Genomic DNA, 20,302 nt, shown 5'->3' with positions numbered 1-20,302 from the left:
AGTTTGAAGAAATTGTGAATTTTTTTCAAAATCTTCACCTAACCATCACATAAGGATTGTATAGTACTACATGTACTAGCGGAAAGCTAATACCAAATTTTTCATAACTCAGCGACCAAGGGCAACTTTGGTCGCACTCCCCGAATATTACGCCAGCGTTTATACGCTGGCTTTTTAAATAGTAAAAAACTTCTTATTTTTCTGGTAGAGTGGCTGCAAGTCTAATAAATTCAGCCATTTCTCGGGTCTTCCATTTGTTTTGATTATAGAATATCTGTCTGTACATAGATGCTGAAAAATCCTTTACATCTAAGACAGAAAGATAGCCATGGCTCACGGCTTCCTCCACGGTAAAATATGGCAAGTAGCTAATGAAATCACTTCCGTGAAGCATTCTTTGAATGAACTCAATAGAACTGATTTCCAGGAAAGGCTTAAAAAGATAGCCTCTGGCAGCAAGCATATTGTCAAGGGAACGTCTGTGAACGGAACCAGCCTCAGGAAGTATGAAAGATTGAGTCAAAAGTGTATCAAACTCAAGATTCTTTTCTTTAGCCAAAGGTGAATCAGGAGAAGCTACAAAAACAGTCTTTTCTCTTACTTCAAGTTCTTTAATCCAATTATTGTTATAGCAAGGCTGATCAAGAATATAAATAAAATCAACTTCTCCGCTGTCCATTTTATCTATCAGAGCATCTGTGTCATTAATGACAATGCTGATATTTACCTTTGGGTAGTGCTCGTGGAAGTATTGCAGTATAGGAGGAAGCTTGTAAAAGCAGATTGAGTCTGTAACTCCAATCCTAAGAGCATTGGATAGTTCCGTGTCCTCTTTGAGGGCAAGATTGGCCTCGTTTATGTCGGACATAATGATATGAGCGTATTTTAGAAAGCGCTGGCCGGGAGGTGTCAAAATGATTTTTTTGCCTATTCTATCAAAGAGCTTGGTATCCAACTCTTTTTCTAATTGTTGGATTTGGATAGTAAGGGCACTTTGAGAATATCCAAGTGAGGCTGCTGCCTTAGAAAAGCTTTCAAATTGGGCTATTTTAGTAAAACTGAGTATCTGTCTAATTTCCATTTTAATCACTCCATCTATTAATAAAATTAATCGATATGATAAAAACTATGAATTTGATTAATCATATAATGCATTATAGAATGATATTACAAATTAAGTCAATGAACGAAAAATTGATTTAAAAATTAAAAGCACTAGGGGGTAAAGTGTAATGAAGAAGAAAAAGATTGGACTAGTTCCAAAGCTAATTATTGCCATTATTTTAGGTATAATAATTGGTCAGTTTATGCCAGAGGGCGTATGTAGACTGGTGGTTACTTTGTCAGGCGTATTTAGCAGTTACTTGAAGTTTGTAATTCCTTTAATGATTTTGGCTTATGTATCAATGGGAATAGCTGATTTGTCACAGGGTGCAGGCAAGCTATTGATATTGACTGTATGCTTGGCATATAGCTCGACATTGATTTTCGGCTCAACATCATTTTTTGTTTCCAGCGCATTGTTCCCAAGCTTCATGAGTCCTGAGGCAATGGATCAAATCGCTGCTACAGCAGACAACTCAGTTGCTCCATTCCTTTCAATTAGCATTCCAGCTTTGATGGATACAATGTCAGCAGTTGTTTTTGCATTTATGTTAGGTCTTTGCATGTCTTTCCTCAGAGGCAAGACAATGGGCGATACACTCTACAATGGAATGCATGATTTCTCAGCTATGATTGATGCAGTATTGCACAACACAATCATCCCAGGTCTTCCACTTTACATTTGTGGAACATTTGTAGATATGACACGTTCAGGCAAGACATTCGCAATCCTTGGTATCCTTTGGAAGGTATTCCTCGTTGTAATTATTATGCATTGGGCAGCAATAATCATTGAGTTTACAATCGCAGGAACAGTTTGTCATAAGAATCCATTAACACTTATTAAGAATCAGCTTCCAGGATATGCAACAGCCCTTGGTACTCAGTCTTCAGCAGCAACAATTCCTGTTAATCTTCAGTGTGCTGAGAAGGACGGAGTAAGTGAGCAGATAAGAAACTTCGTTGTTCCACTTTGTGCAAATATCCATATGTGCGGTTCAATGATTACAATCGTTGCTTGTGCAACAGCCGTTTGTTTGATGAACAATCTTCCTATCAGCCTTGGAACAGTAGTTCCATTTATCTGCACACTTGGCATTGCTATGGTAGCAAGCCCAGGTGCACCAGGCGGCTCAATTATGACAGCACTTCCATTCCTTTATATGATATTTGGACCAGAAGCTGGTAATCCAGATGGCGCAATTTGTGCTATAATGGTTGCACTATATATCACACAGGATTCATTCGGTACAGCATGCAATGTCTCAGGTGACAATGCAATCGGTGTAATCGTAGAGACAATTTACAGAAACTTTATTTACAAGCCAACAGATGGCGAAAGCAATAACAATGAAAAAATAAAAGCGGCATAAATAGACAAAGGTCTGGCAGATTTGCCGGACCTTTATTTAATCTATGCATTGGAGGAAATATGAGTTCAATTAGTGTTTTTGATGTTTTAGGACCAAATATGATAGGACCATCAAGCTCCCATACAGCTGGAGCAAGTTCTATAGCATACCTTGCATGGAAGATGGCAGGAGGAAATGTAAAGAGTGTCACATTCACTTTATATGGTTCCTTTGCAAAGACTTACCATGGTCATGGTACAGACAAGGCTTTGCTAGGTGGAATTCTTGGATTTAAAACAGATGATAAAAGAATCCGTGACTCCTTTAAAATCGCAAATGACAGAGGCGTAGAATTCGAATTTATCGTTAATGAAGAAGAGACTGATATACATCCTAACACAGTAGATATTCATGCTGTATCTGCAGATGGCAGAGTATTGGATGTGCGAGGCGAATCCATTGGCGGTGGAAAATGTCGAATAGTTCTTATCGATAACGTGCCTGTAGATTTTACTGGAGAGTACAGCGCTGCAATCGTCGTTCAAAAGGATATGCCAGGTGTAATCAAACACATTGCCGGTGCATTAAGTGATAGAAATATAAATATAGCATTCATGCGATTGTTCAGAGAAGGAAAGCATGAAAGGGCCTATACAATTGTTGAGACAGACAGCTCGCTTCCAGAAGATATTAAGGATGCGATTATGCAAAACAAATACGTTGAAGATGTAATGATTGTACAGGTGTAAATATATTAAGGAAGGCATGAATTATGGATTTTAAGAAAGCTGATGAAATGTTGGCACTTTGTGAGAAAAAGGGGCTGACAATATCTGAAATAATGAAGCTGCGTGAATGTAGCCAGTTTGAAACTACAGAAGATGAAATAGTTTATAAAATGCAGCATGCATGGGAAATAATGAAAGAATCTGCCATTGGCCCAACAAAAAATGCAGTGAAATCAATGGGCGGTCTTATAGGTGGAGAGGCTAAGAAGCTTAACGAGCATCGTATCAAAGGGAAAAATATAATAGGAAGTGTCATGGGAAAAGCTATCGCTTATTCTATGGCAGTGCTAGAGGTTAATGCTTCCATGGGGCTTATTGTGGCAGCGCCAACAGCAGGCTCTTCCGGAGTTTTACCTGGAGTGCTTTTGGCTCTGCAGGAAGAATACAAAATATCTGACGACAGAATCATAGACGGTTTGTTCAATGCCAGTGCCATCGGATATCTTGCGATGCAAAATGCTACAGTTTCTGGAGCAGTGGGCGGATGCCAGGCCGAGATTGGTGTGGCTTCAGCCATGGCAGCTAGTGCAGCCTGTGAGCTCATGGGTGGAAGTCCACGTGAGTGCTTAGATGCAGCATCAACAGTACTTATGAATATGTTAGGTTTGATATGTGATCCTGTTTTAGGTTTAGTAGAATATCCATGTCAAAATCGTAATGCAAGTGGTGCAGCAAATGCACTTATTGCTGCGGAAATGTCTCTTGCAGGAATAACACAAATGATACCTTTAGATGAAATGCTGGATTGTATGTACAATGTGGGACGTAGAATGCCAGTAGAATTCCGCGAAACAGCTAAGGGCGGCTGCGCAACAACACCATCTGCCTGCAAGCTATGCAACAAATGTTTTTAAAGAGGTAGTATCTTTATCTAATCCATAGTTTTTTACGTTTATATTCCACTTGAAAGTTGTATCATTTCGTATATAATAGAAAAGTAAAAATGCGTAATTTTGCCCAAAGGCAATTTAGATACTTATATAGCAAGAGGAAAGGATTGGAAAAATGGCAGGTTCAGATATCGGAATAGATTTAGGTACAGCTAGTATACTTGTTTACGTTAAGGGTAAGGGAGTAGTTTTAAAAGAGCCTTCAGTTGTGGCTTTTGATAGAGATACAAATAAAATTAAGGCAATTGGTGAGGAAGCACGTCTTATGATTGGACGTACACCTGGAAACATCGTTGCTGTTCGTCCACTTCGTCAGGGTGTTATTTCTGATTACACAGTTACAGAAAAGATGATTAAGTACTTCGTTCAGAAGGCAATGGGCAAGAAGAGCTATCGCAAGCCTCGTATTGCAGTTTGTGTTCCTTCTGGAGCTACAGAAGTTGAAAAGCGTGCCGTTGAGGATGCAGCTTTTGCAGCAGGTGCACGTGATGTAAAGATTATCGAGGAGCCTATAGCAGCAGCTATCGGTGCTGGAATTGATATTTCACTTCCTATGGGAAATATGATTGTAGATATAGGTGGTGGTACAGCTGATATCGCTGTTATCTCACTTGGTAGCTCAGTTGTCAGCACATCTATCAAGGTGGCTGGTGATGATTTTGACGAAGCTATCGTTCGTTACATGAGAAAGAAGCACAATCTTCTTATTGGTGAGCGTACAGCAGAAGATATCAAGATCAAGATCGGCCGTTGCTTCTCACTTGGTGAGCCAGAGACAATGGATGTCAGAGGACGTAACCTTGTATCAGGTCTTCCTAAGACAATCACAGTTTCATCTGAGGAAACAGAAGAAGCTCTTAAGGAATCTACAATGCAGATTGTTGAAGCTATTCACTCTGTTCTCGAGAAGACTCCACCAGAGCTTGCAGCCGATGTTGCAGATAGAGGAATCGTTCTTACAGGTGGCGGTGCACTCCTTCGCGGCTTAGAGGAGCTTATTGAAGAGCGTACAGGCATCAACACAATGACAGCTGACGAGGCAACAACTTGCGTTGCTATCGGTACAGGCCGTTATGTAGAACTTTTATCAGACGAATAATAAAAAATGAAATTTAAACCCCATTTTGTGAAAAAAGTAATTTTTTTTACGAAATGGGGTTAATTTTATTTATAAGTGTCCGATAAACAAGATGGAGAATAATATTATAAGGGGGAAACTGCATGGTAAAGGGACTTTATACAGCCTACACAGGAATGGTAAACGAGCAGAGGCGAATGGACGTAATGACCAATAACCTTGCAAATTCGGCTACCACTGGTTACAAGAAAGAGGCTATGGTTGCACAAGCCTTCGACGAAAGACTTGCAATCAAAATTAAGGACACTTCAGCTTACGCAAACAGACCTGAGGGAATAGGATATATTTCTCTTGGTGCTAAGGTGGGCGAAACCTATACAAATTGGGATCAGGGCGCATTCCAGATTACTGATAAGCCATCTGACATCGCCATAGCAGGAAAAGGATTCTTTGCAATATCTTTTACCAATAAAGCTGGCGAGACATCTGTTAAATATACTCGAGATGGCGCCTTTACAGTAGACCCAGAGGGCTATCTTAGAACATCTGACGGAGATTATGTATTGACTCAAGATGGTGCTATGGATTCCGACCCTAGCGAAGATTATTATGTACAGATTGATCCTAATCTTGAATATGCCATTGCTTCAGATGGAACTATCACACAGAATGGTGAAGAAGTGGCAACAATTGGATTAGTAGATGTAGCTGACTACGATTACATCAATAAATATGGTGAGAACCTTTATGATTTGATTGAAGGTGGCGAGATTATAGAGAGTGAAGGCTACATGGAGCAGGGAATGCTTGAATCATCCAACGTAAATGTAGTTGATGAAATGGTCACTATGATTACAATCGCCAGAGCCTATGAAGCAGGCCAGAAGATGATTCAGGCTGAAGACGAAACACTCGAGAAAACCGTAAATCAGGTCGGCAACGTATAATCAGAAAACCCAGGGGAGGGCAAAAGATATGATGAGATCACTTTGGTCTGCAGCTTCAGGTATGAAGGGGCAGCAAGTATCAGTTGATACAATTGCTAATAACTTGGCTAATGTAAACACAACAGCATATAAGTCTCAGAGCACCCAGTTCAAGACATTGTTGTATCAGACAATGCAGTCAACTAGCACAAATGCCCAGGGCGAGACAAAGCCAACTAGTGCACAGATAGGCTTGGGAACAAGAGTTGCTTCTTTGAATTCTAATTTTACCCAAGGTGCACAGCTTGCAAATGATAGCCCTACTGCAATGTGTATCACAGGAAATGGTTTCTTTGCAGTGCAGGATGGTGAGGAAACACACTATACCAGAAATGGTAATTTTAACTGGGCCCTTAATGAAGGTGGAAATAAAGTCCTTACTACGGCTGAAGGATATAAGGTGTTGGATCAGGGCGGTAGAGAAATTACAGTTCCTAATGCAGTTGAAAAAGGATTTACTGTAAATCCTGAAACTGGTGCAATATCATATCAGAATCCAGATGGCACTTACACAAACACAGGCCAGAACATAGCTTTATATCAGTTTACAAATAGAGTTGGTCTAGAAAAGATAGGCGAAAATTTGTATGATGAAAGTGATGCATCAGGTGAGCCACTTCCTGAATGGAATACGCAAGGAGTAATCAGAAGCCAGATCGTGCAGAACTATTTGGAGGGCTCAAATGTAAATGTAGCGGATGAAATGGTAAATCTTATTATTTCACAGCGCGCATACGAAATGAATTCAAAGGCTATTACAACTTCAGACACAATGCTGGAGCAGGCTAACAACTTGAAACGCTAATGTTACTTTTCACATTAATAAATATTTTATACATTAATTCTTGTCAAGCTTGCTTGTAAGAGAATTATGTATAAATATTTATTAACTGGAATCAGTGACTAATACTACATGAATAATTGCAAGTGCTTTAGCACTTGGAGAACTCTGAAAGAGTTCAATTATGAATGTAGTTTAGTCAATGTGAAAAGTAATATAAAAAGTATAAGTTTTTCAACAGGGGGATAAGAAAATGGATGTATTAAGCACGAGCACGTATTTGCAAACGCAATACGCAAATCAAAGCAAAGCACTTGCAGAATCAACTGCAAAGTCAATTAGTGGGATTTCAGAAACATCATCAAGGGAAGAAATCGAAGATGCGGTTAAAGGTTTCGAAACCTTCATGATGGAGCAGGTCATCAAACAGATGAAGGAAAGCCTTACAGAAGAGGACGAAGAGAGCAGCAACATCTCTATGTACAAGGATTTGTATATGGACAAAGCTATTTCGGAAATCGCTTCTCAGCTTGTTGACCAGATCGGCGGAGATGTAACAGATGATTTTGTTGATCAGATTATGCGAAACTACGGAATCACTGGCACATCAAATGCACCAGCAGATAACAAAGGACTAGATAATGCTCAAGTGTCTGATGCTATTGCTGAGACTAACGCATCAACAGTCACTGAAGTATTGGCTTAAAGGTGCAACATAATAGATTTTTGTGATATTATATATCTCATGGAAGAAATTATAGGATACGTTGAGAATATAATATTTAGAAATACGGATAATGGATACACAGTATTAGACCTGGTAGCAGATGAGGAATTAATCACCTGCACAGGTCTTTTTCCTGTGATAGGGGAAGGTGAAAATCTTCGCTTGAAGGGGGATTACACTGAGCATCCTACATACGGAAGACAGTTTAAAGTGGCAAGCTATGAGGTGGAGGCGCCAGCTGACGAGCTATCTATGGAAAGATATTTGGGCTCTGGTGCTATCAAAGGGATTGGCCCAAAGCTTGCAGCCAGAATTGTTAAGAAATTTGGGGCTGACACATTTAACATCATAGAGATTGAGCCTGAAAGACTTGCAGAGGTAAAAGGCATTTCCATAACAAAGGCTATGGAGATTTCAGATCAGATTGTGGGCGCCAAGGACATTCGTAATGCCATAATTTTCCTGGATAAATATGGGTTACATGGCAATAAAGCTATTAAGATTTTTAACCGTTTTGGAAATGAAATCTACAATGTAATCAAAAGCAATCCATACAAGCTGGCTGATGAAATATCGGGTATTGGCTTTAGAACAGCAGATGAAATCGCAAGCCAGGTGGGAATCAAAGTCGACTCTGAGTTTCGAATCAAAGGTGGAATCCAGTATATTCTTGGTCAGGGGGCAGGCATGGGACACACATATCTGCCTATCGATACATTGACTAAGATGTCGCAGGATTTGCTGGGGGTTGATGCAGATTCCATAGATGCCCAGATAATGAATCTTGCCATGGACAATAGAATCATTATAAAAAAGGATTCTGAAGGCGTAAGGCAGGTTTATTCTAAATCCTTCTACAGAATGGAAGAATCCATTGCAGGTATGCTTAGAGAATTGGATGTTAAATACAAGGTGGATGAGAACGACCTTTCAGACACAATCAGGCGTATCGAAATGCAGGAAAATATCGAGCTTGATGATCTTCAGAAGAATGCGGTAATTGCAGCTGCAAAACGAGGCTTCTTTGTCCTTACTGGTGGCCCTGGTACTGGTAAGACTACTACAATCACTACAATGATTAAGCTGTTTGAAGAGCAGGGCTACAATATCTTCTTAGGAGCCCCAACAGGACGTGCGGCAAAACGAATGAGTGAAGCCACAGGCTATGAGGCTCGTACAATTCATCGTATGCTTGAGGTTGCCGGCAATATCAGCGATGACGATGACAGCAACACATCATTTGCCAGATTTGAACGCAATGAGGATAACCCTCTAGAGTGCGACGTTATAATCATAGATGAGATGTCCATGGTGGATGTTTCTCTTATGTATTCATTGCTTAAGGCTATTGCGCCAGGCACCAGATTAATACTTGTAGGTGATGAGCATCAGTTGCCAAGCGTTGGTCCTGGCAATGTGCTTAAGGATATTTTGGCATCGGACAAGTTCACTTCGGTTACTCTTAAAAAGATTTTCCGTCAAGCGCAGGAAAGCGATATTGTCATGAATGCTCACAAGATTCACCAGGGCGAGCATGTTACCCTTGATAATAAATCAAAGGATTTCTTTTTCTTAAAGAGGGCAGATGCAGACACAATCATCAATGTTATGCTTACCCTTGTTAGGGATAAGATGCCCAAATATGTAGATGCAGGTATCAGTGAAATACAAGTGCTTACTCCTACAAGAAAAGGTTTGATTGGAGTTGAGAGGCTCAATACTATTTTGCAGCAGTTTCTCAACCCTCCATCAAAGGAGAAAAAGGAATGGAGTGGTGATACCAGAATCTTCCGCGAAGGCGATAAGGTTATGCAGATAAGAAATGATTATCAGCTGGAGTGGGAAGTTACAGGTAATTACAACATCACAGTGGAAAAAGGCGTAGGCGTTTTTAATGGTGATGTTGGCATAATAAAAGATATTAATGATTGGGCTAAAACAATCACGGTTGAATATGAGGAAGGCAAAAGAGTTGTTTATCCTTTTGCCAATCTTGATGAGCTTGAGCTTGCTTATGCAATCACAATTCATAAGTCTCAGGGTTCGGAATATCCAGCTGTGGTTATGCCTATTATGGAAGGCCCAAAGATGTTAATGAACAGAAATATTTTATATACAGCGATTACCAGGGCGAAAAAATGCGTCACCATGGTAGGTGACGCAGATGTGTTTTATTCGATGGTGGATAACACCTCTCAAGCCCGTAGATACTCTGGACTTAAATCCAGAATAGAAGAAGCTTTTATAGAATAGATTTAATAAATAAATCTTTATACGCGCTATCGGCGAGATTGATGATTTCGCCATTATCCATTTGGATGACAGGTCGTGACAGGTTGCTCTTATTGATGTAAACCACGCGGCCTGTTTTTGCGTTGTTAAGAATTATACGGCTGTTGTTGTATGTGTTTGCAATATGCTCAAGGAAGGTCAGAACGAATTTGGTATGGTATTTGTTTAATCCATCTTTTTCAAACTCACTGATAACCTGGAAAGAGCAAAGTGGATCGCGATGAGCCCTGGCACTAGTCATAGCATCGTATACATCAGCAATGGCGATAATGCATGAAAAATCATCCATTTCATCTTCCATAAGGCCTCTAGGATAACCACTGCCGTCACTTCTTTCATGGTGCTGCAAAGTGGCAGCTAAAATTCTAGAATCAAATCCTTTATTATTAAGAAGCTTTTTGCCTAGAAGAGGATGTGAGCGCATCATAGCAAATTCTTCGTCGGTAAGTTTACTTGGCTTATTTAAAATTTCCTCTGGGATTTGAGTCTTTCCAATATCATGTAAAAGCCCAGCTAAAGTGAGGGTGTTTAAATCTGCACTAGAAAGATGGAGCCACTTGCCGATTGAACGGGAAATAAGTGCAACATTTAAAGAATGAGAATAGATTGGATCTTCAAGGTTGCGCATATTTGCAAGCATATCAAAAAGCTCCAGAGTAGTTTTTGATTTAAAAAGTGTCTCAATATTTTCAAGCATTAAATCAGTGCAATCAGCGCCGCCACCAGCAATAATTGCTTCGAAATCTTCCTTAAGATATGTGATATTTAAGGCATAATCCGATTGGAATTTCTGGAATTTAGGCGAAGCCTTTAGTCTTTGAGTATAAGAAATCTGCTCACTGACACGGGACTCTGGTTTTGGAGGAGCGGCTGGCTCTGGTTCCGGAATTGGTTCTGGCTCAGGCTCAGGCTCTGGTTCAGGGTCTTCTACAGTGACAGACTCTATTTTGTAAAATGTAAGTTTGGCAATAAGCTGATTCGTAAGAGTTTCGCCTGCTTTTGAAATTGTTTGACCTCGTTTAGTAAGAATTGGCTCGGCGAGAATCATACCAGCTGAAAGTTTGTCTACAGGTAAAGTTGCCATATAATATCCTCACAATTATGTTTTGATATAGTAAATGTATCTTATAATTAAATTTTAACAGATAATAACCTGCAAGCAATCATTATATTTCAAAAATTCTATGTCTTTTATGTGATAAAAATTCACAATATCTCTGTTGAATATGGGGTATAATGGGGATATAATGATTAAGCTTAGGCAACTATTAAAATTTCATAGAAAGAGAGTCACTAAATGGAAAAGTTACTTTTTACTTCAGAGTCAGTAACAGAAGGCCATCCAGATAAGGTATGTGATGCCGTATCGGATGCCATCCTCGATGCTTGCCTAGCTGTAGATCCAATGAGCCGTGTTGCTTGTGAGACTGCTTCATGTACAGGATTCGTTCTTGTTACAGGAGAAATCACAACAAAGGCACAGCTTGATGTTCCAGCTATTGTTCGCAAGACTCTTCTTGAAATCGGTTATGACGATGGAAAGAAAGGCATCGATGGAAATTCTTGCGCTGTTATGGTCGCTCTTGATCAACAATCCGCAGACATTGCAATGGGTGTTGACAAGGCTCTTGAGGCAAAGGAAGGCTCACTTACAGATGACCTGGATACAGGCGCTGGTGACCAAGGTATGATGTTCGGTTTCGCAACTAACGAAACAGAAGAACTTATGCCTTATCCTATTTCTCTTGCTCATAGACTTGCTCTACAGCTAGCAAATGTCCGCAAAGATGGTACACTTAGCTACCTTCGCCCAGATGGAAAGACACAAGTATCTGTAGAGTATGACGAAGCTGGCAAGCCAGTCAGACTTGAAGCTGTAGTTTTATCTACACAGCATGATGAAGACGTTACTCAGGAACAGATTAAGGCAGACATTAAGAAGTATGTCTTCGACCCAGTCCTTCCAAAGGACATGATTGATGATAAGACAAAGTTCTACATCAATCCAACAGGCCGTTTTGTTATCGGCGGCCCACACGGTGATGCTGGTCTTACAGGCCGCAAAATCATCGTTGATACATATGGTGGATACGCTCGCCACGGCGGCGGTGCTTTCTCAGGAAAGGATTGCACAAAGGTAGACCGTTCGGGAGCTTATGCTGCTCGTTACGTTGCAAAGAACGTGGTTGCAGCAGGTCTTGCAGATAAGTGTGAGATTCAGCTTTCATACGCTATCGGCGTTGCAGAGCCAACATCAGTTATGGTAGACACATTCGGCACAGGTAAGCTTTCAGATGAAAAGATTATCGAAATCGTTCGTGAGAACTTCGATCTTCGTCCAGCAGGAATCATCAAGATGCTCGACCTTCGTCGTCCAATCTACCGTCCAACAGCCGCTTATGGTCATTTTGGACGTACAGATGTTAAGCTTCCATGGGAGCAGACAGATAAGGCAGAGGCTTTAAAGAAATATCTTTAAAATTGTCAAATATGATATAATAAAAGCAGTCACATAATGTGGCTGCTTTTTTTAAGGCTTCGCCCCGATGGAGAAGCTGAGTGATGAGGATAAAATATGAAACTGAAAAATCGTCTTATAATCTCATTTTTAATAATCACAATTGTTCCGGTGTTAATTTTCAGCTGTTTAATGATGGGCCTTAAGGGCATAGTAAAAGAAGCTACAGAAAAGCAGCTGTTAACTAACGAATTAATCCATTCAATCAAAATTCATATTGATGAGTCAGGCAAATTTGATGAATTGGTCATCAATTTTTGTGTTGCAGAATTCATAATCCTGTTACTTACGGCAATTATTATGGTTGCTTGGATATATCGCGGTATCGCTCCACAGCTTAAGATACTCAAGGCTGCAGCAAATAACATAAAGGAAGGCAACCTTGATTTTAGCGTGGCAAGCACCGGCAAAGACGAAATGAGTGAGCTTTGCAATGCATTTGAAGATATGCGCGTTCGTCTTAAAAACAATGCCAAGGATAGGTTGGAGGACGAAGCGGAGCAGCGCGCATTGATTTCTAACATTGCCCACGATTTGAAAACTCCAATCACAGCGATAAAGGGATATTCTGAAGGAATGCTTGATGGCGTGGCAGACACCCCCGAAAAGCAGGAAAAGTATATTCGTACCATTTATAATAAAGCAAATGAGATGAACACTCTTATTAATGAGCTGACACTTTATTCAAATATCGATACAAACAAAATCCCATATAATTTCCAAAAGCTCAATTTAAGCGCCTACTTCCAGGATTGCATAGAAGAGCTTGGAATGGATTTGGAAAATCAACATATTAGGCTTGACTATGCTAATTTCGTGGATCCAGAGGTGCTTATAATTGCGGATCCAGAGCAGTTAGGAAGAATTATTCATAACATTGTGAGTAATTCAGTAAAATATATGAGAGCTGATGTTGCTTCCCGAATAGGGATTGTTGTAAAAGATGTAGGCGATTTTGTTCAGATAGAGATTTCTGATAACGGCAAAGGAATTGCCACTCATGATTTACCATACGTGTTTGATAGATTCTATCGAGCAGATACATCCCGCAATTCAGCGGCAGGTGGAAGTGGCATTGGTCTTTCTATAGTTAAAAAGATTATCGAAGATCACGGTGGAAAAATCTGGGTTACAAGCAAGGAAAATCAAGGCACAACAATGTATTTTGTAATTAGAAAATATCAGGAGGTAATAAATGAGTAGAATACTTATCATTGAAGATGAGGAAGCAATTGCAGAGTTAGAAAAAGACTATTTGGAGCTTTCCAACTTTGAGGTAGACATAGAAGCTGATGGAGAAAAGGGCCTCCAAAAGGCGTTAGCTGGCAATTATGATATGTACATATTGGATTTAATGCTTCCTGGCGTTGATGGATTTGAGCTTTGCAAACGTATCCGTGAGGTGAAAAACGTGCCAATCCTTATGGTTACAGCTAAAAAAGAAGAGATTGATAAGATTAGAGGTTTGGGCCTTGGGGCTGATGACTATATTACCAAGCCATTTTCGCCAAGCGAGCTTGTCGCAAGGGTGAAGGCGCATCTTGCCAGATACGAAAGACTTGTTCAGTCTCCTGCCATCAAGAAAAATGAAATCAGTATCAGAGGCCTTAGAATTGATAAAGCTAGCAGACGAGTTTGGATTAATGGAGAGGAAAAGATATTTACGGCTAAAGAGTTCGATTTACTCACATTTTTGGCAGAGAATCCTAATGTTATCTACTCAAAGGAGCAGCTATTTGAGACTTTGTGGGGAGAGGAGTCTATTGGCGATATCTCTACTGTCACAGTGCACGTAAATAAAATCCGTGAAAAAATTGAGCTCAACACATCAAAGCCTCAATATATAGAAACAATTTGGGGTGTAGGCTATAGGTTTAAAGTCTAGTAAGCGCAGTTCATATTGGTTATAATATAAATAAAAATAAGGGGAGGTAGTAATTATGGATGTTATTTTTGAGGACGATAGCATAATTGTTTGCTATAAGCCAGCGGGAGTGGCTACTCAAACTAAAAATATTGGTGAGAAAGATATGGTTAGCGAGGTTAACAACTATCTTTCCAGCAAGAATGAGCCACCAACAACGCATGTGGTTCATAGATTAGATCAGCCTGTAGAGGGCATTATGGTGTTTGCTAAGACATCTGAGGCTGCAAGTAAGCTTACAAAACAGATTACAGAGCATACCTTCAAGAAAAAGTATTACGCTATTATCAGCAGAGAATCATTCCCTGATGAAGGCGAATTAACAGATTATCTTGTAAAGGATAACAGAACTAATCTGTCCAAGGTTGTAAAGGAATCTGATCCACGTGCTAAAAAGGCAGTGCTTCGATATAGAGTTGTGGAACAGTGGGACGACCGAAAGCTTTTGGATATTGATTTATTTACTGGTAGACATCATCAGATTAGAACTCAACTTGCAAGTAGAACCGCTCCAATACTGGGGGATGTTAAGTATGGCGGTGTGGCAACAGGTCATAATCTTGCGTTGTGTTCATACTATATTGGGTTCAACCATCCTGCAACAGGTGAGAGGATGGGATTTGATATTAAACCAAAGGGAGAAGATTTTGCTGACAGCAGGGTAGCGGGCTAAAGAAAACGGGGGAAGCTATTTGATTAAGCTTTATATTCTACTATTTATGCTCACAGCATTTATTTTGCTGGCTTGTGCAGTATATATTGGTACAAAACACACAATTAAACATAGTAAGCTTGCAATATCGATTATCCAACTGTTTGTACTTGCCATAATTACCAGTTTGGCATACACACATGCTATAGCAGTTAAGGATCCTAAGCTGTCTGAAGTAGGATATATTGTATATTTTTGTGGCATAGATTGGATTCTAATTACATTTCTGTTTTATGCTCGTCAATATACAAAAGTTTGGCTTGATAATTACGCGGCTCCACTCATTACAAACACTATTGCGGTGCTTGATAATATTAGTTTGATTACTAATCTAAAATGGCACCATGCTTTTACTTTACGAGAAAAGCGAATAGCGTTATACGATTGGTTTTTTGCCTTCGACATACACGATTATTATTATGTGCACTTGATTTTTTGTTATATCTTAGTTGCAATGATAATCGTTGTATTGCTGAAAAAGACACTGCAGACCAGCGGATTTCATCGCACCAGATATCTTTCAATATTGCTCATGTTTGTGGGAATAATATTGATTAATGTTTTATATCTGTTCTTCAATTTCCCTGTTGATGTGTCCATTTGCTTCTACGCAGTTGCGGCAATTTTTGTGGGTTACTACTCGCTATTGTACAATCCTAAGACTTTTGTTGAATACATGCTTACAACCATCACAGAGAGGATGGAGTGTGCGCTTATTTCTTATGATGAAAATGATAATTGCATCTATTCAAATCAGTTTGCCAACAGAATGTTTTGCCAGACTGGAGATAAAAGAGTCTTAGAGGTTCGTTTTAGAAAATGGCGTGAGGGTAAGGATTCCAATTCGATATCAAACACCAGCTGGAATGATGTGTACAACATTAATGGCGATGAATATCGTTTTGATGTGCATTTCAACAAAATATACGATAAGCGAGGCTACTATTGCGGCTGTTATTTCTCGTTCTATGATGTGACAGGCGATTTTATAGCATACGAAGAAGAAAAGTACAGAAATAGCCATGATAGCTTGACTGGAGCTCTAAATCGAGAAGCATTTTTTGAAGAGGTCAGAAGAATCCTTGATGAAAATCTTGGCGTTGAATACGTTATGGTTTGTGGCAATATCAAGGGATTTAAGCTGATAAATGATATGTTTGGCCCGGAAGAGGCTGATCAGCTTCTGATTAAATGTGCTGACACAATCCGTGAAAAGCTTAAAAAGGGTTCGGCATTTGCCAGACTTGAGGCAGACAGATTTGCGGTACTTATGCCAAAGAGTCGATACACAGAAGAGCTATTTATGACTGGCATGAATAAGGTGAGCAATTATCTTAACAATGCTCAGTATAGAATGGTTATACTTCTTGGTGTTTACGATATTTTTGATAGGCAGGCGCCAGTTATATCAATGGTTGATGGAGCGCTTCTTGCAATTGAGTCTATCAAAGGAAGCTTTAAAAATGCCATAGCTTACTACGGAGATATGCTTCGTAGAGAATATCTTACTGAGCAAAAGATAATAGGCGAGTTTGAAGAGGCTCTTTCAACAGGACAGTTTGCTATGTTCCTACAGCCAGTTGTAAATATGGATGGCAAGTTTGTGCTGGCAGAGGCTTTGGTTCGCTGGATACATCCTGATAGAGGAATCATCGCTCCGGCTTCGTTTATTCCACTGCTTGAAAAGACAGGCTATATTTACAAGCTTGATACTTATATGTGGGAGCAGGCTGCGAAGCGATTGGCATATTGGTCATCATTAGGATATGATGAGCTATCGATTTCAGTTAATATATCCGTAAAGGATTTTTACTACATCGATTTATACGAGACGCTTGTGAGTCTCGTAGAGAAATACCATATAGCGCCGTATCGCTTAAAGCTTGAAATCACTGAAACAATATTCATGACAGAAAAGGAACGTCAGCTTGATATCATCCATTCTCTTAAGGAATATGGTTTCCTGATTGAGATAGATGATTTTGGAAGCGGATATTCTTCTTTAAACATGTTAAAAGAAGTGCCGGCTGATATTTTAAAAATGGATATGGCATTCCTATCCATGGATAAAAATGCCAGCAAGGGTCGCAAGATAGTCAATACAATAGTCAGTCTTGCAAAGGCTCTTGATATGATGGTTATCATCGAGGGTGTAGAAACAGAGGAGCAGGTTAATTACCTTAGTGGCACTGGAGCTGATTACCTTCAGGGTTACTATTTCAATAAGCCACTTCCAGTTAAGCGCTTTGAAGAGGAATATCTTTTATAAACATATTGCTATGTACAAGTCCACTCTTTGTAATGAAGGGGTGGACTTGTTTTAAATTATTTTATATAATGAACAGGCTAAAAAAGATTTAAATTAAGATAAGGAGAAAAAAATGGCACAGGAAAAAAAGCTGGTAGAAGCGATTACCTCCATGTCTGAGGATTTCGCACAGTGGTATACCGATGTAGTTGTTAAGGCTGATTTGATTGCATATTCATCAGTAAAGGGATGCATGATTATCAAGCCCGATGGGTATGCTATTTGGGAAAATATCCAGCACGAGTTAGACAGAAGATTCAAAGAGACAGGAGTACAGAATGTGTACATGCCGATGTTTATTCCAGAGAGTCTTCTTCAGGTTGAAAAGGACCATGTAGAGGGATTTGCACCAGAGGTAGCTTGGGTTACACACGGTGGTCTTAACCCGCTTCAGGAGCGTCTTTGCGTTCGTCCTACTTCAGAAACTCTTTTCTGTGATTTCTATAAGGATATTATTCACTCTCACAGAGATTTACCAAAGGTTTACAACCAGTGGTGTTCAGTAGTTCGATGGGAAAAGGAGACACGTCCATTCCTTCGTTCACGTGAGTTCTTATGGCAGGAGGGTCACACTGCTCATGCTACAGCAGAGGATGCAGAGGCTCGTACAGTTCAGATGCTTAATCTTTATGCAGATTTCTGCGAAGAAGTACTTGCTATGCCAGTAGTTCGCGGACAGAAGACAGATAAAGAAAAGTTTGCAGGAGCAGAGGCTACATACACAATCGAAGCTCTTATGCATGATGGTAAGGCTTTACAGTCTGGTACATCACACAACTTTGGCCAGAACTTCTCTAAGCCATTTGGTATTCAGTACACAGATAAGAACAATCAGCTTCAGTATGTACATCAGACATCTTGGGGTATGACTACACGTCTTATCGGTGCTATCATTATGGTACATGGTGATGATTCAGGTCTTGTACTTCCACCACGTATCGCACCTACACAGGTAGTTGTTATTCCTATTCAGCAGAAGAAGGAAGGCGTACTTGAAAAGGCAGGCGAGGTTTGCGAGCGTCTTGGTAAGACAATGCGTGCTAAGCTTGACGATTCAGATAAGTCACCAGGTTGGAAGTTCTCTGAGGCAGAGATGCGCGGTATCCCTGTTCGTGTAGAACTTGGACCAAAGGATATCGAGGCAGGCAAGTGTGTACTTGTTCGCCGTGATACACGCGAAAAGATTGAGTGTCCACTTGATCAGGTAGAGACAAAGGTAGCAGAGCTTCTTGAGACTATCCAAAAGGATATGTTTGAGCGTGCAAAGGCTCACCGCGATAGCCACATCTGGGATGCTCACAATTATGCTGAGTTCACAGAAATCGCTAACAACAAGCCAGGCTTCATTCGTGCTATGTGGTGCGGAGACGTAGCTTGCGAGAACAAGATTAAAGAGGATTTAGCTGTTACTTCACGTTGTATGCCATTCAACGATCAGGAGCACATTTCTGACGTATGTGCATGCTGCGGCAAGCCAGCTAAGAAATTAGTATATTGGGGTAAAGCTTATTAATATGAATTTACCAGCAGATGTTTCAAAAATTATAAATATTTTAGAATCTAACGGACACGAAGCCTATGCAGTAGGCGGCTGTGTCCGTGACTGCATTCTAGGGAAAGTTCCTCATGATTGGGACATAACCACATCGGCTTTACCTGAAACGGTAAAGTCTCTTTTTGATAGGACTTTTGATACTGGAATCGAACATGGCACAGTAACTGTACTTATGCATGGTACAGGCTACGAGGTCACCACATATCGAGTGGATGGTAAATACGAGGATGGTCGCCACCCTAAAGAAGTTACATTTACAGCATCCCTAGAGGAGGACCTTAAGCGTCGCGATTTTACAATAAATGCTATGGCCTACAATGAGAGCAAGGGGCTTGTAGATTTGTTTGGTGGCGAAGAGGATTTAAAGGCAGGGATTATCAAAGCAGTTGGAAATCCTACCGAGCGCTTTACAGAGGATGCCCTTCGCATGCTTAGAGCGCTTCGTTTTTCTGCACAGCTTGGATTTGAGATAGAGCCAGCCACTTATCAGGCTATCAAGGAACTGGCGCCTACTTTAGACAGAATCAGTGCTGAGCGAATTCAGGTGGAGATGGTTAAGCTTGTTACATCGGATCATCCTGAAAGATTACGCAATGTGTATGACACAGGCTTATCTAAGGTGTTCTTCCCAGAGTTAGATGTGATGTTAGAGTGCCAACAGAACAACAAGCACCACATTTACACAGTTGGCGAGCATAGTATCGTGGCAATGGGGCTTATTCCAGAGGATAAAGTGCTTCGCCTTACGATGATGCTTCACGATATTGCAAAGCCAGCCTGCAAGACTACAGATGAAAAAGGGCAGAATCATTTTAAGATGCATCCTGTAAAGGGTGCAGAAATGGCACGTGCCTTTTTACGCCGCCTGAAATTTGATAACGATACCACAGACAGGGTATGTAATCTTGTTAAAAATCATGATGACAGGCCTGAGATTTCGGAGAGAAATGTTCGTAGAATGATTATCCGCGTCGGACAGGAGAATTTTAATGACCTTCTTGCGGTAAAGCGAGCTGATTGTCTTGCACAATCAATGTACCATCGTCAGGAGAAGCTTACTTATATTGATGAGCTTGAGCGTGTATACAAAGAAATTGTTGCAGCAGGCGATTGCTTGAAAATCAAGGATTTAAAGATAAACGGAAAAGATTTATTGGAGCTTGGAGTTCCACAAGGACAGCGCATTGGAGCTATTTTAAAGGACGTTTTTGAAGAGGTGGTTGATAATCCATCTCTTAATGATAGAGAATATCTACTAAACAGAGTAAAAGATATGCTACAATAAAG

At 40.2% G+C, this 20,302-nt stretch carries 17 protein-coding genes; 15 read left to right on the top strand and 2 right to left on the bottom strand.

What is annotated here, in order from left to right; translation table 11 throughout:
• Positions 1–193: 193 nt before the first annotated feature.
• Positions 194–1,081, bottom strand: a complete 888-nt coding sequence (locus tag T498_RS0102790; RefSeq protein WP_028234619.1) for a LysR family transcriptional regulator — start codon at positions 1,079–1,081, stop codon at positions 194–196.
• A gap of 151 nt (positions 1,082–1,232) precedes the next feature.
• On the opposite strand from T498_RS0102790, the gene T498_RS0102785 reads away from it, so the two are divergent.
• From T498_RS0102785 to recD2, 8 genes are all read left to right on the top strand, one after another.
• Positions 1,233–2,477 carry a dicarboxylate/amino acid:cation symporter gene (locus tag T498_RS0102785; protein ID WP_028234618.1) on the top strand — a complete coding sequence of 415 codons (1,245 nt, stop codon included), beginning with the start codon at positions 1,233–1,235 and terminating at the stop codon, positions 2,475–2,477.
• 59 nt (positions 2,478–2,536) lie between these two features.
• Positions 2,537–3,205 (top strand): L-serine ammonia-lyase, iron-sulfur-dependent subunit beta, encoded by a 669-nt coding sequence (gene sdaAB, locus T498_RS0102780; RefSeq protein ID WP_028234617.1) that lies wholly within the window; start codon positions 2,537–2,539, stop codon positions 3,203–3,205.
• A 23-nt stretch (positions 3,206–3,228) separates the two neighbouring features.
• Positions 3,229–4,098 carry an L-serine ammonia-lyase, iron-sulfur-dependent, subunit alpha gene (sdaAA, locus tag T498_RS0102775; RefSeq protein ID WP_028234616.1) on the top strand — a complete coding sequence of 290 codons (870 nt, stop codon included), beginning with the start codon at positions 3,229–3,231 and terminating at the stop codon, positions 4,096–4,098.
• Between the two features lie 151 nt (positions 4,099–4,249).
• The gene (locus T498_RS0102770; RefSeq protein ID WP_028234615.1) at positions 4,250–5,233 is read left to right on the top strand and encodes a rod shape-determining protein; all 984 of its coding nucleotides are present in this window, start codon (positions 4,250–4,252) and stop codon (positions 5,231–5,233) included.
• A gap of 122 nt (positions 5,234–5,355) precedes the next feature.
• Positions 5,356–6,159: a flagellar hook-basal body protein gene (locus T498_RS0102765; RefSeq protein WP_028234614.1), complete on the top strand. Its 804-nt coding sequence runs from the start codon at positions 5,356–5,358 to the stop codon at positions 6,157–6,159.
• Between the two features lie 28 nt (positions 6,160–6,187).
• The gene (locus T498_RS0102760) at positions 6,188–7,003 is read left to right on the top strand and encodes a flagellar hook-basal body protein (RefSeq protein ID WP_028234613.1); all 816 of its coding nucleotides are present in this window, start codon (positions 6,188–6,190) and stop codon (positions 7,001–7,003) included.
• A 229-nt stretch (positions 7,004–7,232) separates the two neighbouring features.
• Positions 7,233–7,685, top strand: a complete 453-nt coding sequence (locus T498_RS16080; protein ID WP_051524550.1) for a hypothetical protein — start codon at positions 7,233–7,235, stop codon at positions 7,683–7,685.
• Between the two features lie 39 nt (positions 7,686–7,724).
• Positions 7,725–9,959: an SF1B family DNA helicase RecD2 gene (gene recD2, locus T498_RS0102750; RefSeq protein ID WP_028234612.1), complete on the top strand. Its 2,235-nt coding sequence runs from the start codon at positions 7,725–7,727 to the stop codon at positions 9,957–9,959.
• Here recD2 and T498_RS0102745 read toward each other — a convergent pair.
• Complete coding sequence (locus T498_RS0102745) at positions 9,949–11,082, bottom strand: HD-GYP domain-containing protein (RefSeq protein WP_028234611.1); 1,134 nt, start codon at positions 11,080–11,082, stop codon at positions 9,949–9,951. The two genes, recD2 and T498_RS0102745, sit on opposite strands and share 11 nt — an antisense overlap.
• Before the next feature lie 213 nt (positions 11,083–11,295).
• Between T498_RS0102745 and metK the strand changes: the two genes are divergently transcribed.
• The 7 genes from metK (at position 11,296) to T498_RS0102710 (ending at position 20,300) form a co-directional block, all read left to right on the top strand.
• A complete protein-coding gene (metK, locus tag T498_RS0102740) occupies positions 11,296–12,477 on the top strand; it encodes a methionine adenosyltransferase (RefSeq protein ID WP_028234610.1) in 1,182 nt (393 codons plus the stop codon).
• A gap of 96 nt (positions 12,478–12,573) precedes the next feature.
• Positions 12,574–13,719 carry a sensor histidine kinase gene (locus tag T498_RS0102735; RefSeq protein ID WP_028234609.1) on the top strand — a complete coding sequence of 382 codons (1,146 nt, stop codon included), beginning with the start codon at positions 12,574–12,576 and terminating at the stop codon, positions 13,717–13,719.
• A complete protein-coding gene (locus T498_RS0102730; protein WP_028234608.1) occupies positions 13,712–14,401 on the top strand; it encodes a response regulator transcription factor in 690 nt (229 codons plus the stop codon). Before T498_RS0102735 ends, T498_RS0102730 begins: the two co-directional genes overlap by 8 nt.
• A gap of 55 nt (positions 14,402–14,456) precedes the next feature.
• Positions 14,457–15,113: an RluA family pseudouridine synthase gene (locus T498_RS0102725; protein ID WP_028234607.1), complete on the top strand. Its 657-nt coding sequence runs from the start codon at positions 14,457–14,459 to the stop codon at positions 15,111–15,113.
• Positions 15,114–15,132: 19 nt separating this feature from the next.
• A complete protein-coding gene (locus T498_RS14635) occupies positions 15,133–17,421 on the top strand; it encodes an EAL domain-containing protein (RefSeq protein WP_051524549.1) in 2,289 nt (762 codons plus the stop codon).
• Positions 17,422–17,533: 112 nt separating this feature from the next.
• Positions 17,534–18,973, top strand: coding sequence for a proline--tRNA ligase (gene proS / locus T498_RS0102715; RefSeq protein ID WP_028234606.1), 1,440 nt, complete (start codon positions 17,534–17,536; stop codon positions 18,971–18,973).
• Positions 18,969–20,300, top strand: a complete 1,332-nt coding sequence (locus T498_RS0102710) for a CCA tRNA nucleotidyltransferase (protein WP_028234605.1) — start codon at positions 18,969–18,971, stop codon at positions 20,298–20,300. The genes proS and T498_RS0102710 overlap by 5 nt, the downstream gene beginning before the upstream one ends.
• The last annotated feature ends 2 nt before the right edge of the window (positions 20,301–20,302 follow it).

It is taken from the genome of Pseudobutyrivibrio sp. MD2005, assembly GCF_000621865.1.
Taxonomy (GTDB): Bacteria; Bacillota; Clostridia; order Lachnospirales; family Lachnospiraceae; genus Pseudobutyrivibrio.
This window is presented reverse-complemented; position numbering and strand designations above follow the sequence as displayed.